The organism is Pedobacter mendelii (assembly GCF_014635725.1).
GTDB lineage: Bacteria > Bacteroidota > Bacteroidia > Sphingobacteriales > Sphingobacteriaceae > Pedobacter > Pedobacter mendelii.
Genome location: NZ_BMDJ01000010.1, coordinates 127,144 through 143,070 on the forward strand (window position 1 = coordinate 127,144; position 15,927 = coordinate 143,070).

12 protein-coding genes are annotated in these 15,927 nt (G+C 36.0%); 11 read left to right on the plus strand and 1 reads right to left on the minus strand.

The features are described from left to right. Positions 1 to 7: 7 nt before the first annotated feature. From IEV50_RS16070 to IEV50_RS16080, 3 genes are read left to right on the plus strand one after another with little or no spacing between them, the layout of a single operon-like run. Positions 8 to 1,951 (plus strand): polysaccharide biosynthesis protein, encoded by a 1,944-nt coding sequence (locus IEV50_RS16070; protein WP_188416274.1) that lies wholly within the window; start codon positions 8 to 10, stop codon positions 1,949 to 1,951. Beyond that, entirely contained in the window at positions 1,938 to 3,569 is a 1,632-nt protein-coding gene (locus IEV50_RS16075; protein WP_188416276.1) for a gliding motility protein RemB, read from the plus strand. The genes IEV50_RS16070 and IEV50_RS16075 overlap by 14 nt, the downstream gene beginning before the upstream one ends. A 51-nt stretch (positions 3,570 to 3,620) precedes the next feature. Next, the gene (locus tag IEV50_RS16080) at positions 3,621 to 4,244 is read left to right on the plus strand and encodes a class I SAM-dependent methyltransferase (protein ID WP_188416278.1); all 624 of its coding nucleotides are present in this window, start codon (positions 3,621 to 3,623) and stop codon (positions 4,242 to 4,244) included. Here IEV50_RS16080 and IEV50_RS16085 read toward each other — a convergent pair. Beyond that, positions 4,234 to 5,001, minus strand: coding sequence for a polysaccharide deacetylase family protein (locus tag IEV50_RS16085; RefSeq protein WP_188416280.1), 768 nt, complete (start codon positions 4,999 to 5,001; stop codon positions 4,234 to 4,236). The two genes, IEV50_RS16080 and IEV50_RS16085, sit on opposite strands and share 11 nt — an antisense overlap. A gap of 288 nt (positions 5,002 to 5,289) precedes the next feature. Between IEV50_RS16085 and IEV50_RS16090 the strand changes: the two genes are divergently transcribed. The 8 genes from IEV50_RS16090 to IEV50_RS16125 all read left to right on the plus strand — a co-directional run bounded on the left by IEV50_RS16090 (position 5,290) and on the right by IEV50_RS16125 (position 15,905). Next, positions 5,290 to 7,008, plus strand: coding sequence for a capsule assembly Wzi family protein (locus IEV50_RS16090; protein WP_188416282.1), 1,719 nt, complete (start codon positions 5,290 to 5,292; stop codon positions 7,006 to 7,008). Positions 7,009 to 7,205: 197 nt separating this feature from the next. Continuing rightward, positions 7,206 to 8,009, plus strand: a complete 804-nt coding sequence (locus tag IEV50_RS16095; protein WP_188416284.1) for a polysaccharide biosynthesis/export family protein — start codon at positions 7,206 to 7,208, stop codon at positions 8,007 to 8,009. 16 nt (positions 8,010 to 8,025) lie between these two features. Then, positions 8,026 to 10,374 carry a GumC family protein gene (locus IEV50_RS16100; protein WP_188416286.1) on the plus strand — a complete coding sequence of 783 codons (2,349 nt, stop codon included), beginning with the start codon at positions 8,026 to 8,028 and terminating at the stop codon, positions 10,372 to 10,374. Between the two features lie 7 nt (positions 10,375 to 10,381). Continuing rightward, positions 10,382 to 11,410: a ferredoxin--NADP reductase gene (locus tag IEV50_RS16105; protein ID WP_188416288.1), complete on the plus strand. Its 1,029-nt coding sequence runs from the start codon at positions 10,382 to 10,384 to the stop codon at positions 11,408 to 11,410. Positions 11,411 to 11,418: 8 nt separating this feature from the next. Further along, positions 11,419 to 12,195 carry a glucose-1-phosphate cytidylyltransferase gene (rfbF, locus tag IEV50_RS16110; RefSeq protein WP_188416290.1) on the plus strand — a complete coding sequence of 259 codons (777 nt, stop codon included), beginning with the start codon at positions 11,419 to 11,421 and terminating at the stop codon, positions 12,193 to 12,195. Position 12,196: 1 nt separating this feature from the next. After that, positions 12,197 to 13,276, plus strand: a complete 1,080-nt coding sequence (gene rfbG / locus IEV50_RS16115) for a CDP-glucose 4,6-dehydratase (RefSeq protein ID WP_188416292.1) — start codon at positions 12,197 to 12,199, stop codon at positions 13,274 to 13,276. Then, positions 13,269 to 14,180, plus strand: coding sequence for an NAD-dependent epimerase/dehydratase family protein (locus tag IEV50_RS16120; RefSeq protein WP_188416294.1), 912 nt, complete (start codon positions 13,269 to 13,271; stop codon positions 14,178 to 14,180). The genes rfbG and IEV50_RS16120 overlap by 8 nt, the downstream gene beginning before the upstream one ends. A 6-nt stretch (positions 14,181 to 14,186) precedes the next feature. Continuing rightward, positions 14,187 to 15,905: a thiamine pyrophosphate-binding protein gene (locus IEV50_RS16125; protein ID WP_188416296.1), complete on the plus strand. Its 1,719-nt coding sequence runs from the start codon at positions 14,187 to 14,189 to the stop codon at positions 15,903 to 15,905. Positions 15,906 to 15,927: the final 22 nt, after the last annotated feature.

The window sequence follows — 15,927 nt, forward strand, 5'->3', positions numbered from 1 at the left end:
GAATATTTTGTTTAGCAAAATCAATATCGTACCCCGCTGGCTCATATTTATCATCGATTTGGTAATATGTCTGATTTCATTAGGAATAGCTTACTTTATTAAATATAATTTCGATTTATCAGGACTTGAATTAGCCGCTTTTGGCAGGAATGTTTTAATTACCGTTATTATTAATATCGGTGTATTTCTTAATGTTAAATCTTACTCCGGCATAATACGTTATACGAGTGCGCAGGATACCTTTCGAATTCTTTTTGCAGTATTGATAAGTAATTTTGTCCTTTTTGGGGCTAATTTGCTGATGAATGCTTTTTTGCCACAGCCACTTATTTCCAATATTATTATTGTGGTGAATGGGCTTGTTAGTTTTGTATTGCTCATCACTTATCGAATTTTAGCCAAATACTTTTTTATTTACATCAAAAATCTCCATCTGGATAAGCTAAGGGTTATTATATATGGCGCAGGAGAGGCCGGGGTTGCTACCAAACGTACCTTTGATCATGATAATCGCGTAAATAAAAATATTGTTGCTTTTGTTGATGATGATGAGCGGAAAGTGGGTAAAACTATAGATGGAATTCGAATTTTGGAAGCTAAAAACCTCGAAAAACTAATTGCAGAGCATGAAGTTGATGAAGTAATTTTTGCTTCGTACAGCATTCCGGTTGATCGTAAAAATGAAATTGTAGATGCTTGTTTGGAAAATGATGTAACCGTTCTTAATATTCCGCCTTCTAATGTTTGGATTGATGGTAAATTACAGACCTCTCAGATACAAAATATTAATATTGAAGATCTTTTAAACCGTAAAAGCATTGAAATCGACGTTGAAGGTATAAAAAGTCAATTAAAGAATAAGCGGGTTTTGATTACCGGCGCTGCAGGTTCCATCGGTAGTGAAATTGTGCGCCAATTACTCAAATTTGAGCCTAGTTTGATTATCCTGAACGATCAATCGGAAACTGCTTTACACGAACTTTACCTGGAGTTGGAAGAGTATAACCATAATTATAACTTTCATGCTTTTGTAGGCGATGTAAGGGATACGAAACGGATGGAGCATCTTTTTAAAACTTTCAAGCCACAATATGTATACCATGCTGCGGCCTACAAACATGTCCCATTAATGGAAGATAATCCATGTGAGGCCATAAAAACAAATGTATCGGGTACTAAGATTGTAGCTGACCTATCAATCAAGTATGGTGTTCGCAAATTTGTAATGATTTCTACGGATAAAGCAGTTAATCCAACTAATATTATGGGTGCCTCCAAGCGCATCGCTGAAATCTATGTTCAATCCCTAAATAATACTCTTAGCAATCATAGTCATATTTTTAGTAATGGTTTAAGCTATATTAATGGGCTTGAAGTAAAGCCAATTACCAAATTTATTACCACACGTTTTGGAAATGTTCTGGGCTCCAGCGGCTCCGTGATACCCAGGTTTAAACAGCAAATTGAGAAAGGTGGTCCGCTTACGGTTACCCATCCTGAAATTACACGGTATTTTATGACCATACCCGAAGCCTGCCGCCTGGTACTGGAAGCCGGAAACATGGGTGCCGGTGGTGAGATTTTTATTTTTGATATGGGTAAATCTGTAAAAATTGTAGAATTAGCCAAAAAAATGATTCGGTTAGCCGGATTAATTCCTAACCAGGATATCAAAATACAATATACCGGATTGAGGCCTGGTGAAAAACTGTTTGAGGAACTGCTTAATGATAATGAAAATACTATGCCAACGCATCACCATAAAATTATGATTGGTAAAGTGCGTGAATATGTATTTAACGATGTTGAAAAACACATATACAAATTAATTGATTGTGCCAGGTTAAATGAAAACCGACAAGTTGTGGTGATGATGAAAGAACTGGTACAGGAATATAAAAGCAATAATTCTATTTATGAAGAACTCGACCATGCCGATGAAACAAATTAAACCTGCCGTTAAATTTGTTTTCTCCCTGGCCCTTTTTGTTATTTTAAGCTCGCATTTAACGCAGGCACAAACTCCAAATCAAAATATTCCGTACTCCTTTCAATTTTACCAAAAGCTAAACAAGTCTGTTTATGATGTGAATTCACGCTTTCATAGCTCTATAAAAGGCTATTATGGTGATGATAGTACGTTAAACAACCAGTTCAAAAGCTTAATGCAGCTCGGTGTTGATACCTTAAATAAAAGAAGCTGGGTTAGACGTAAGCTAACCGATGAACATTTAATTAACTTTACCGGAGATGATTTTGTGGTTTATGCCGACTTTTTGCCCGATTTTCAGATAGGCCGTGAATTTGATGAAAGTAAAACCACCTGGAAAAACACCAGAGGTTTTCAGGTTGGTGGCAATGTGGGTGAAAAGTTCTCTTTTTATGCAAATGCTTATGAGAATCAAGGCGTTTTTGCAAATTACCTAACAAATTTTATAAATACCAACCAGGTTGTACCCAGTGAAATGACTGGTAAATTGGGGGAGGTTACTAAAGATTGGTCGTATGCAACAGCTTTGCTATCTTTCACTCCAAATAAACATTTAAATCTTGCCTTAGGATACGATAAAAATTTTATCGGTGATGGTTACCGATCGATGCTGTTATCAGATGTAGCTGCCAACTATTCTTTTTTACGCATGAGGGCGACACTAGGTAATGTTCAATACCAAACTATTTTTGCTTATATGCTTGATCCGGGGGCTGAAAAATTAACCACCGACAGGCGTTTAGGTGACAGGGGTAAATGGATGGCTGCACACTATCTGGATTGGAATATTACCAAACGGTTCTCTGCCGGTTTTTTCCAGGCCGTTACCTGGGCTGATGCAGAAGTTGAGGGCAAGAGAGGCTTTGATTTTAATTATGTACATCCTTTCATTTTTCTACGCTCTGTTGAAGGTGCAAATACCACTTCTCCTGATAAAATGCGGTTAGGGTTTAACTTAAAATACGAAGTTTTAGATAAAACCACGCTTTACGGACAGTTCATGTTTGATGAATTTACGGCCAAAGAGGTTTTTTCAAACAGGGGTTACTGGGCTAATAAGTTTGCTATGCAAATTGGATTCAGGGGTTCGGATTTATTCAAGGTTCAAAACCTGAATTACCTTGCCGAATTTAATACGGCAAAACCTTATACTTATGCACATTTCGACCGGGTTTCTAATTATGGTGCAATGAACCAACCGCTGGCTCATCCTTTTGGGGCTAATTTTAGAGAATTTGTGGGCTTGCTTAATTATAGTTACAAGCGCTTCGATTTACAGGGACAAATGATTTATGCCAATTATGGCGCAGACCCAGCCGGATTGAATTATGGTAAAAATATTTTCCTTAGTTATGAAACGAGGGTTCAGGATTACGGAAACTTCATTGGTCAGGGCATAAAGACGAACTTATTCTTTACTGAAGCAAAAGTTTCTTATCTAATTAATCCAAAATATAATTTGCGTGCCGAGTTGGGCGGTGTTTACAGAAGAGAATCTTCTGCTGCTGCCATCCAAAATACAGCGTTGGTTACCATTGGTATCCGTAGTACTTTCAGGAATTTATATCAGGATTTTTAAATCAGCGTCTATTTTAAACCGTTTTTAATCCAATCAATTATTTAAACAAATATGGTTACCGCAGAAAAAATTTATTACTATATCAGACAAAAGTTCATCAGAAAGTTTTTGTATCGATTTGGAATTGGAAGCCCGGTTGGTAAAAATGTATGGGAAGAGCAATTTAAAAATGGAGCCTGGGATTATCTTTATTCAGAAACGGAATCTTTACATTACAAAAGTATCGTAAAGTTTTACAAACAATATGGAGGTGGTAGCGTGTTGGATGCGGGCTGCGGACAAGGGGTATTATTCCATTACCTAAAAGCGGATATTAACAGTCCTGCTGATTACCTGGGTTTTGATATTTCAGAAAATGCTGTAGAACAGGCAAGACAAACTTTTCCGCCATATCGGTTTGAGCAAATGGATTTCAATGCTGATACACCGAATGAAAAATTCGATTTTGTTATTTTCAACGAGTGTGTGTATTATTTCAAAAAGCCTGTTGAGCAACTTAGTGCTTACCTGGATAAAACGTTGAAAACTGATGGCTATGTAATTATTTCCATGTTTTATTATGCAGAGCATGCCCAGCTTTGGAAAAGATTTTCAGAAAAATATAATTTTTTAGATTGGGAGGAAGTGACCAATGAAAAAGGCCAAAAATGGAGAATATGTATATTTAAGCCTTAAAAAGCTTGTTTTTTAATAAAAGTATCGGGTCATAAAAGATACGCATCAAACGATATCTGCTATTCAGCTTCATGTTTATGGTTTGTTTATCATCCGTTTCGTTAATGGCAAATCGGCGCAAGGCATAATTTTTTTCATAAGGGCTATAAATGGATAAACCAAACTTATAACCAGCCTTAATTAACATTTGTTGATGCTGAACAGGAATTTTACCATAAGGAAAAGCGAAAGAGTATACTTTAGTGTTCAACAATCCCTCTAAAGTTTTCTTTGAATTTAGCATGTCAGTATAGGCCAGGTTTTTGCTTACGGTATCCAACTTAATGTGTTTCTCGCCGTGGCTTCCAATCTCCATACCCAGTGAAACCAAATGCTGCAATTGAACTGCATTCATCAATTTCACGCTAATCATGGAGTGTTCTTCAATGTCCCAAATGTTTAAACCATCAATATGCTCGGAAGGCATGTAAAATACTGCCTTCATTTTTCTTCGCAACAATTCGGGAATGGCAAAGTCAAACAAAGCTGCCGCACAATCATCGAAAGTAATGATCACTTTATTTTTTAATTGTATTTCATTAAAATTCGATTCCCAAATCTCCTGAAAAGTTGTGGTTGCTAAGCCATTTTGTTCGATGCCATCTAAAAGTTCAAGAAATTTATTATGACTAATGCACCATTTTTTCAAACTCGGATGAGGCTGATTAGCTACATGGTGTAACATTACAATTGGAATATTCAATTTCTTCGGAGTCAATCTAACCTTTATCTATTAAATGCCAAATAAACATAATATATCGTTTAAAACCTCGAATTCGGATGTTTTTTTATCAAGGAAAATAACCAATACTATTTTCTTATTTTTTATTGAACTGTTAAACCAAATTTGTTTGAATAACTTGCTCATAAAAACCCTGGTTTCTATGGATTAACGTATATTAGGCATAAATCTGTTTCCTATAATCAGGAAAAGCTTCATCCCTTTAAAAACTTTATATACCTTTGCACACATTTTAACGTTAATCATCAAACATTAATCTATTCTATGAGGAATCTTTATATTTTTTTAATCCTTCTGGTTTTCAGTAAAAGTTCTTTTGCGCAAACCCTGCCTGTAGGTTTGCTGGAAAATGTGGAAGATGCCTATAGAAGGCAACAGCTCTTGGGTAAAGATAGTTCGAATAGTTCTTACATGATTCGGCCAATGTTTATGTCGGACAAGAATAATTTACAGTTGGATTCTGCTTTTTCAGTAAACAGTTTTAGGAAATTGCTGTATTCAAACCCTAAGTTAAAAACCGAAATCTATGCTTTGCCGGTTGTTTGGCAACAACAGTTTAATTCGCATCACCCTTATGGAATGAATGATGGTTCGATGGTACAGGCCAAAGGTTATCAGACACAAATTTCTGCTGGGATCTATGCTAAAATAGGCCCTCTAAGTATTCAATTGAGACCGGAATATGTATATGCAGAAAACAAAGGTTTTCAAAGACTAGTTGATGCACCAAATGGGGTTTACTGGAATAGCCCGGTTACAGGTAGTTTTATTAACCGAATTGATCTTCCTGATAGAATTGGCAATACATCATATAGTAAATTAAGTTTAGGCCAGAGCAGTGTTCGATTGAATTTTGGCCCTGTGTCTGCGGGCTTTTCCAATGAAAATTTATGGTGGGGTCCCGGCGTGCGAAATTCTTTGTTGATGAGTAATAATGCTTCTGGTTTTCGCCATTTAACATTAAACACCACCAGACCAATTAAAACCTATATCGGTTCATTTGAAACGCAAATTATTGGCGGGCGTTTAGAGCAATCGGGCGTCAATTTAAACGAAGATTTAACCGTTCCTTTAGCCATAAGAAATGAACTTGTTCAGAAGCCTTATGAGTGGCGTTATATTTCAGGGATGGTATTGACTTATCAGCCTAAATGGGTGCCCGATTTATACTTGGGTTTTGACAGGACTTTTATCGTAAACCGCTCAAAGATGGGTAATAGTTTTGGCGATTATTTTCCGATTTTCTCAAAAGTAGAAAAAGTGGGCTATGTTACTTCTGAGGGAATATATAGTGAAGATGCTGCAGAACGAGACCAGTATATCGCATTTTTCACCAGGTACGTTTTACCAGAAAGTAAAGCAGAAATTTATTTTGAGTATGGAAGAAATGACCATTCATATGATTTAAGAGATGCATTGGTGGAGCCTGAGCATACCAGGGCCTACATTGTTGGGTTCAGAAAGTTGATACAACTCACAAAACCAGATGAATTTATTCAATTGGGTGTTGAGTTTACGCAACTGCAGAGAAGTACAACAGCAGAAACCAGAGATTATCCAACCTGGTATGTTCATGGTCAGGTTTTAGATGGCTACACCAATAAAGGCCAGGTATTGGGTGCTGGCATCGGGCCGGGAAGCAATATGCAATCTTTAAATGTGAGCTGGGTAAAGGGATTAAAGCGAATCGGTTTTCAATTTGAACGTACCGTAAACAATAATGATCTGTTTTATAATTTTGCATACGCTTCTGCAGACCGACGACAATACATTAACAGGCACTGGGTAGATTTAGCGTTTGGGGAAAATTTTTCATGGACTTATAAGCAATTTTCATTAAATGCCCAGCTTACTTATATTCGATCACTCAATTACCAATATCAATGGCAGGATAGTACCCCTCCTGGTGATTATTGGAATTGGAACAAGATAGACGTGAATAATCTCCACGCAAAAGTAGGTGTTTTATATAATTTCAAATAATAATTAAATTATTTGTCTGAGTTTTTTCTGTTAATCAATACACTTATTTCATTTTTTTAAATTGCGATTAAATGATTAAGTTTGCGTTCTTATCGACATTTGCTTAATAAGGTGTTAATGATTTTCTATTTTTTATCATTACGAAAATTTTGAGAATTAAAATTTCCTTTAGTAACTGCGATATAGTTTATATATCTATGAATAAAATTAAATTTACGAGCATCAATGGTATTACTTTACTGTTGTTTGTATTGGGTTTCTCCTCTTGTGTAAGTAATAAGAATATTGCTTATTTCCAGGACATTCAAACTGTAAATCAAGCAAAACTTGAAAACGCAGCAACCTTTACTGAGCCTGTTATACAGCCGGATGATATTTTAAGCATTAATATTTTTACACTAAATCGAGAAAGTGGAGCGATAATCAATCAAGCAGCATCCAATACGGTATTAGGAGGAGGCGCTACCACTGCTGTTGCGGCACAACAAGTTACAGGTTTTTTGGTAGATAGGAACGGAGAAGTTGAACTTTCGCTCATCGGTAAAGTTAAAGTTGCCGGACTTACCACTTTTGAGGCCAGAGAGCTCATAAGGGAAAAGGCAAGTGATGTTTACAAAGTTCCTAATGTTCAGTTACGCTTCGTAAACTTTAAGGTAAGTGTTTTAGGAGAAGTAAATGCACCAAGCGCTTACACCTTACCCAATGAAAAGGTTTCCATTCTAGACGCATTAAGTTTAGCCGGTGATTTAACAATTTATGGTAAAAGAGAAAATGTTTTGGTTGTTAGGGATAATAATGGTAAAAAAGAATTTGCAAGGTTGAATCTAAATTCCTCAGACATTTTCAACAGTCCGTTTTATTACTTAAAACAAAATGATGTAGTATACGTAGAACCCAATAAAAGAAAGGTTTCTGCATCTAACTCCGCTCAAATTCAAACTATTGGCGTTATCGCATCAGTAATATCGGTTATAGTTCTCGCAATTTCAAGTTTCAAATAATTTATCTTATATATACATGCCTGAGTTAAACGTGCAATCTCTTAGTGAAGAAGAAGAAGGGATTGATATTAAAAAAATATTTGGAAATTTACTGCTTAAGTGGCATTGGTTTTTGATAAGTGCTGTAGTTTGTTTGATTATTGCTTTCCTTTATTCCAGATACACCCCGCCAGTTTACCGTATCGCCGCTAAAGTCTTGGTTAATGATGATCAAAAGGGAGGGGGGCTGAATAAACAAGCGGGCGCCTTAATGGATTTAGGTGGAATAATGGGAGGTCAGAATTCAGTTGAAAATGAAATAGAGATTCTGAGGACTAGGTTTCTGATGGAGCAAGTTGTACGGCAAATGCAGCTTAATATTGTTTATTATCATAAAGCAAATCTTGTAAACAGAGAACTATATGAAGCACCATTTAAATTGAATATCTTATCTTCTGTTGATACAATCAGTCCAACTCTTATTCAAGTAAAAAAGCTTGCAAGTGATAAACTAAGAGTAAGTTCCAAAGATTTTGAAAAAGATGTAAGTTGGAATCAACGTTTCGAGATAAAGGGCTTGGGAATACTACAGCTTGTTCCTGGAGCAGGTAATTTGATCTCGAGTCACGACTATTTTATTTCCGTAACTTCAATAGATGAAAGGGTTGCAAATCTTATGAGTCAACTTATAGTTGGAGCAGCCAATAAGCAGGTTACAGTTGTTGATTTGTCTTTGTCTTATGCTATTCCGAAAAAGGGAGAGGATATTCTGAACGTATTAATTAAAAAGTATATAGAAGGAAATTTAAGTGATAAAAATGCAATTGCAGACAGCACTGGTAAATTTATAAGAGAACGCCTGGCTGTAATTTCCGATGAATTAGGTCAGGTAGAGGATAAAGCAACTAGCTACAAGCAGCAAAATAAATTGACTGATATGAGTGAGCAAGGTAAGTTGTTAGTACAAAATACAGGTGAATTTTCTATGGAACTGGCAAAAGTCGAAACTCAAGTTTCGATACTGACAGATTTGGAGAATTACTTAAAAGATGAGAGTAAAAATAAACGGGTTTTTCCTTCATCCTTACTACCGCAAGATATGGTATTTTCCGGATTAATGACTCAATATAATGCTTTGTTGATTGAGAGAGATCAGCAATTGCTGAGTCTTACCGAAGAAAGTCCATTTGTTAAAAATATTGATGAGCAAATTGCCGGTTTAAGGAGAGGTATTCTTTCCAGTATTCAGAATAGCAAAAATTCATATGTTATAACCAGAAATAAACTTAGAAGTCAGTTAGGTCAAGCTGAAGGACAAATAAAAGATGTTCCTGAAATTGAAAAAAATTATCTTAAGCTTGCGAGAAACAAGGATATTAAGCAAGAATTATATATATTTCTTATGCAGAAAGCTGAAGAAACGGCTATTTCTAAAACCTCAAATATCTCTGTAGCAAAAGTAATAGATCCACCGAAATCACAAGTTGCACCAATAAGTCCTAAAAGAAATGTTATTTATATTATAGGGTTGTTGATTGGACTACTTTTACCTCTTGTGTATATCTTAGCTTCTAATTTTTTCAATACAACAATATTAACTAAAGAGGATATCACAACTAATACTGTTGTTCCTGTTATTGGTGAAATTAGTCATAACCTTACTGTAGACAATCTTATTGTTGCTAATCAAGGACGTTCTGCGATATCAGAACAATTCAGGGCATTAAGAACAAATCTTTCTTTTTACTTAAAAACAGAAAAAGATAAAATTATCCTGCTGACCTCCAGTATGTCAGGCGAAGGAAAATCATTCACTGCTATCAACCTTGCAAATATTTTAGCCTTATCAGGTAAAAAAGTTCTTTTAATGGAATTGGATTTACGAAAACCAGGTTTGTCTTTAAAATTAGGAATCGATAATAAAATTGGCTTTAGCAATTACACTATAAGTCCTAAAATAAAAGCAGCAGATATCATCAAGGAATTACCTATAAATAAAAACATGTTTATTATTTCTTCTGGGCCACTTCCCCCAAACCCAGCTGAAACTTTAATGTCTGAACATATGCCTGGCTTGATAAATGAGTTAAGAACTCAATTTGATTATATTATTATGGATTCACCTCCTGTTGGTATAATTGCCGATGCTCAAGTTTTGGTTGAATATGCAGATGTTACCTTATATTTGGTGAGACAGGGTGTAACTGAAAGAGCGCAATTATCCATTGTAAATGATTTGTATCGAACAGGTAAAATCAAAAATTTGGGTATTGTCGTTAATGATATCGTTAGCAAACATTATGGTTATGGGTATGGGTATGGAAACTATGGTGAAGAAGCTCCAAATAATCTGTGGAAAAGAATTATAAAGAATATGCGCGGTTAGATTGGTTATGAATTACACATTAAAAGTTGTCAAAGTAAAGAAGGAAACCAGCGACACGATTACGCTGTGTTTCAAGCAACCAGGTTTAAAAAAAATAAAGTATCTTCCCGGACAATATCTAACCCTTATATTCCGAATAAATGGTAGGCGGTATATTAGGCCTTACTCTTTCTCTTCTTGTCCAGGAGTTGATGAATTTTTAGAGATAACAGTCAAACGCATGTTAAATGGTGTCGTTTCAAATCATATTAACGATGCTGTTAAAGAAGGGGATAGTATTGAGGTTTTGCCACCAATGGGAGATTTTATTTATGAATCAGGTGATTCAAAGAATATATATTTATGGGGTGTTGGTAGTGGTATAACCCCATTAATATCCATCATGAAATTTATTTTAACAACTAGTAACAGTATAGTTGTTAATTTAATTTATGGGAACAGAAGCCATGAAAGTACAATATTTGCTGATTTGATTTCTGATTTTCAAATTAATTACCCTACTAAATTAACAGTTCGACATTTTCATACCAAATTTGTAATTGACAGGACAAATCCTTCTGTTATCCAAGGAAGAATAGATTTTCAAAAAGCATCACGTATTCTATCTGAAGATGAAGATATTCAGAATTCCGCTCATTATGTTTGCGGGCCTGCAGGCTTAAAGGAGTCTGTTAAGAATGCTCTAATCGCAAAAGGAGTTGAGCTAGAAAATTTTTATTCTGAAGATTTCGAATTGGTGAAAAATCCTGAAGATTTTAAAGATATTAAAACACAAAATTTAGCTATAAGTTTTAATGGCATGCATTTTGACTTAGAGGTTGCTAAGGGTAGAAGTATTTTAGAAGCTGCGTTGGAAAGTAACATTGAGCTGCCCTATTCTTGCCAAACAGGTAATTGTAGTACTTGCAAAGCAAAAGTTTTGGCTGGCGAAGTAAAAATGATTGGTTTAAGTAAAGAACGCAATGACTTAAGCGAAGGAGAATTTTTACTGTGCTGTTCACATCCACTAACAGAAAACGTTTACATAGAATTATAGTTTAAAGCATGAAAGTAGTAATATTAGCAGGTGGTCTAGGGACGAGGTTAATGGAGGAAACTGAAGCAAGACCAAAACCGATGGTTGAAATCGGAGGTAAGCCAATACTTTGGCACATAATGAAAATTTATGAGGTATATGGCTATAATGATTTTGTACTATGCTTAGGCTATAAAGCCCAAAGCATCAAAGAGTATTTTTTAAACTATTATCTTTATAATTCTGATGTCTCTATAGATATTGAGAAGAATAAGGTAGATGTTCATTTTTCTAATTCCGAATCATTCAAAGTGACCTTAGTAGACACTGGTTTGACGACAAATACTGCTGGACGAATCAAAAAAATTCAAAAGTATGTTAAAGATGAAACTTTTATGTTAACCTATGGCGATGGTGTAGCGGATATAAATATTACTGATCTTGTCGCTTTTCATAAAAGCAGTGGAAAACTCGCTACTCTGACAAGTATTCAGACACCTGGTCGTTTTGGTAACATAGAGATGGAAGAAGATGGAACCGTTAATCATTTTGTGGAAAAACCGCAAGGAGACGGCATGTGGATAAACGGCGGTTTCTTTGTGCTTGAACCAGGGATATTTAAGTATCTTGAAGGCGAAATGGATGATGTTCAATGGGAAAATGTACCATTGAAAGAGATTGCTAATGATGGGCAATTGGCAGCATTTAAGCATTCAGGGTTCTGGAAGCCGATGGACGCTCTCCGCGATCGTATTGAATTAGAGCAGCTTTGGTCAACAGGTCAGGCAAAATGGAAAATCTGGTAATATGTTAGAGGCACTAGAAAGGACATACGCAGGTAGGAAAGTTTTCTTAACTGGACATACAGGTTTCAAAGGATCATGGATGCTCAAAACACTTCAGCTTTTAGGCGCAGAGGTAAAAGGCTATGCATTAGCTCCTCAGACCGAAAGCGATCTTTATTACTTAATTAATGGAGATCAGATTTGTGATTCAGTAATTGCAGATTTAAGGGATCGGGAGGCCTTGAAAAAAGCTGTTATAGATTTTCAACCAGATTTTATCTTTCATTTAGCAGCACAACCTTTAGTCAGGTTATCTTATGAAATTCCTTCAGAAACTTTCGAAGTAAATGCCATCGGTACGGCTAATTTGCTTGATGGAGTTAGATTACTAGAGAAACCTTGTTCAGTTGTATTAATCACAACAGATAAGGTATATCACAACAATGAATGGGAATATCCGTACAGAGAAAACGATAAATTAGGAGGATATGATCCTTACAGTGCAAGCAAAGCCTGTACCGAGTTGGTAATCGATTCTTACCGAAATTCTTTTTTTAATACTAAAGCTTTCGAAAAACATAAAAAGGGAATTGCAGTAGGTAGAGCCGGAAATGTAATTGGAGGTGGAGATTGGTCTAAAGATAGATTAATACCAGATATTGCGAAAGCGCTTTCTAAAGATGAAGAAATCATTATCAGAAATCCAGGATCTGTTAGACCTTGGCAACATGTACTTGAACCTGTTGTAGCGTATTTGTTATTAGGAACTTACCTAAAAAAAGACCCCTTAAAATACAATCAAGCTTACAATTTTGGTCCATATGCGACAGACGCACTTCCAGTTGTGGAAATGCTCAATTTAGCGCTTAAAAGTTGGGGTGGTGGAACCTATCGAATCGAGAAAATTTCAGACCAACCTCATGAAGCAGGGCTTTTAAAGTTAGATATAAGTAAGGCCATTAAAGAACTCGGTTGGCATCCAAAATTTAACGCACAGATTGCTGTACAAATGACAATAGACTGGTACAAATCTTTTGCGCAGGATGAATCTTCAATAGATTCTTTTACACAAGCGCAAATATTAAGTTATTTGGATGCATAAAGTTTTAATCACAGGGATAACTGGGTTCTTGGGCTCACATATTGCTGAAGCGCTCTGCCTACAAGGCATATCCGTAATTGGACTTAAAAGAGCAACTTCAGATACTTGGAGGTGTAAGGATTTTGAAAATAAAATTGAGTGGCTAGATATTGATGGTGTAAACGACTGGAAAAAAGAGCTGGTTCAAAAAGCCCCTACCTGTATAATTCACACTGCGTGGATCGGAGTAGAAGCTAAAGACAGAGACAATTGGACAGAACAAGCTAAAAATATTCAATTATTGATCGATCTGCTCGACTTGAGTAATTCCCTATCCATCGAAAAGTTTGTTTTTTTAGGTTCGCAAGCCGAGTATGGAGCTTTCGAAGGTAAAATAAATGAGCTTTCTGAAGTTCATCCCACCAATGCTTATGCAAGTATCAAACTCGCTTGCTTTGAAATTTTAAGAACCTATGCCACCCAACATCACATCGAGTGGCTTTGGTTGCGAATTTTCTCCGTATTTGGCGAAAGAGAAAACGAATCATGGCTAATTCCTTCTATGATTAAATCTATGCAACAAAAAACAGAAATGGATTTTACTGAAGGAAAACAAAAATATGCTTACTTATACACAAAGGATTTCGCTCAAATCCTCGTCACACTCCTGCAGAAAAAAATGAATCCAGGCATATACAATATCTCATCAAATGAAGTAAAAGATTTGAAGTGGTTGATTGAAACCATTAGAAATAAAGTTAATCCTAATTTCAAGCTAAATTTTGGAGCAATTCCTTATCGGAATAATCAATCTATGCACATGGAAGGCGATATCAGCAAACTTATTAATGAAATTGGCCCGATTAAATTTACTGATTTTAATGTAGCTTTGTCTAATACATTAAAATATTACACCTCTAATTAATATCAAATGAAAGCATCAGATTTTATTGCCCAATTTTTGAGTAAAAAAGGTATTGAAAGTGTTTTTGAGCTTTCGGGTGGAATGATCACTCATATTCTTGATTCTCTAAATCAAACTACCGACATTAAAATTATTACCATGCACCACGAGCAGGCCGCTGCATTTGCGGCCGAAGGCTATGGTAGAGTTACTGGATTACCTGGGGTTGCAATGGCAACCAGCGGGCCAGGAGCAACCAATCTCTTAACAGGGATAGGAAGTTGTTATTTTGATTCGACCCCAGCTATATTTATCACCGGACAGGTGAATACACACGAGCAAAAAGGCAAAAGAGACATCAGACAATTAGGTTTTCAAGAAACGGATATTGTAGCCATGGCAAAGCCAATTACAAAGGCCTGCTTTTTAGTAAATGATCCAAATGAGCTTGAATCTGTTTTTGAACAAGCTTTCGCCCTAGCATGCGAAGGCAGGCCAGGACCAGTGCTTATTGATATTCCAATGAATGTTCAGCGTGCTCAAATTGAAATTAGTGAAGATTTTAGCTTTACACCTCAGCCCGCACAAATTTCATCTGATAAATTAGCTGCTTTAAAAGTAGATATTCAAAAAGCTAAACGTCCATTGATTTTGGCTGGACGAGGAATTAAAGCCGCCAATGCACAAGTACAATTTGATCAATTTGTTGCGCATACCCAAGTGCCAGTGATAACTACCTTGTTAGGCCTTGATACCATTGCTTTCGATGATGAGTTGAGAGTTGGGTTCATTGGCAGTTACGGTAACCGTTGGGCAAATATAGCCTTTGGAGAATGCGACTTATTGATCGTACTGGGAAGTAGGCTTGATATTCGTCAGACAGGTGCAGATACCAAGTTTATCGAAAATCGTACCATTTACCATATCGATTGTGAAAATGGGGAAATCAATAATCGAGTAATGGGATGTATACCTATTGTTGCAGATCTAAAAGATTTTTTCTTGCAATTCGAGCAACAAACAATTGATGAGCAATTTATCACTCCAACGGATTGGCTTTTACATGTAAATGAGTTAAAAAGCTTATGGCCTGATACAAATGAACTTGATCCAATAGGTATCAATCCGAATAAATTTATGCATGCGCTTTCGCAAGGTAGTACAGATGCAAAAGTATACCTGGCTGATGTAGGAAGTCATCAAATGTGGTCGGCACAATCATTGGAAATCCATAAAGGGCAACACTTCCTTACTTCCGGAGGAATGGGAGCAATGGGTTTTTCACTTCCCGCAGGTATCGGCGCTTGCATTGCGTTAAACAATCAGCCAGTTGTGGTGTTAATAGGCGACGGATGTATGCAAATCAATATTCAAGAATTACAGACTATTGTTAGAAATAAACTCAAGGTTAAAATTATTGTCATGAATAATAGAACTTTAGGAATGATTAGACAATTTCAAGATAGCTATTTTGAATCTAGGTATCAATCAACCTATTGGGGTTATAGTGCACCTGATTTTACTAAAGTAGCCATAGCCTATGGAATTGATGCCATAACTATTGAAGATCCAGCAGACCTGCAAGATGGAGTATCTTGGCTATGGAACGACGAAAATAAAGATAAACCACAGTTACTTCAAGTAATGGTTGATCCACATACAAATACTTACCCAAAAATAGCTTTTGGAAAACCCATTACCGAAATGGAACCATTTTCAAAACCTATAGAAATGGAAGGAACTTAGAAATAGATAATTAAGATTTTAT

Excerpts from the sequence above, each read along its gene's own strand:
- IEV50_RS16075 (WP_188416276.1), top strand. The coding sequence starts at position 1,938 with ATGAAACAAATTAAACCTGCCGTTAAATTTGTTTTCTCCCTGGCCCTT.
- IEV50_RS16080 (WP_188416278.1), top strand. The coding sequence starts at position 3,621 with ATGGTTACCGCAGAAAAAATTTATTACTATATCAGACAAAAGTTCATC.
- IEV50_RS16090 (WP_188416282.1), top strand. The coding sequence starts at position 5,290 with ATGAGGAATCTTTATATTTTTTTAATCCTTCTGGTTTTCAGTAAAAGT.
- IEV50_RS16095 (WP_188416284.1), top strand. The coding sequence starts at position 7,206 with ATGAATAAAATTAAATTTACGAGCATCAATGGTATTACTTTACTGTTG.
- IEV50_RS16100 (WP_188416286.1), top strand. The coding sequence starts at position 8,026 with ATGCCTGAGTTAAACGTGCAATCTCTTAGTGAAGAAGAAGAAGGGATT.
- IEV50_RS16105 (WP_188416288.1), top strand. The coding sequence starts at position 10,382 with ATGAATTACACATTAAAAGTTGTCAAAGTAAAGAAGGAAACCAGCGAC.
- rfbF (WP_188416290.1), top strand. The coding sequence starts at position 11,419 with ATGAAAGTAGTAATATTAGCAGGTGGTCTAGGGACGAGGTTAATGGAG.
- rfbG (WP_188416292.1), top strand. The coding sequence starts at position 12,197 with ATGTTAGAGGCACTAGAAAGGACATACGCAGGTAGGAAAGTTTTCTTA.
- IEV50_RS16120 (WP_188416294.1), top strand. The coding sequence starts at position 13,269 with ATGCATAAAGTTTTAATCACAGGGATAACTGGGTTCTTGGGCTCACAT.
- IEV50_RS16125 (WP_188416296.1), top strand. The coding sequence starts at position 14,187 with ATGAAAGCATCAGATTTTATTGCCCAATTTTTGAGTAAAAAAGGTATT.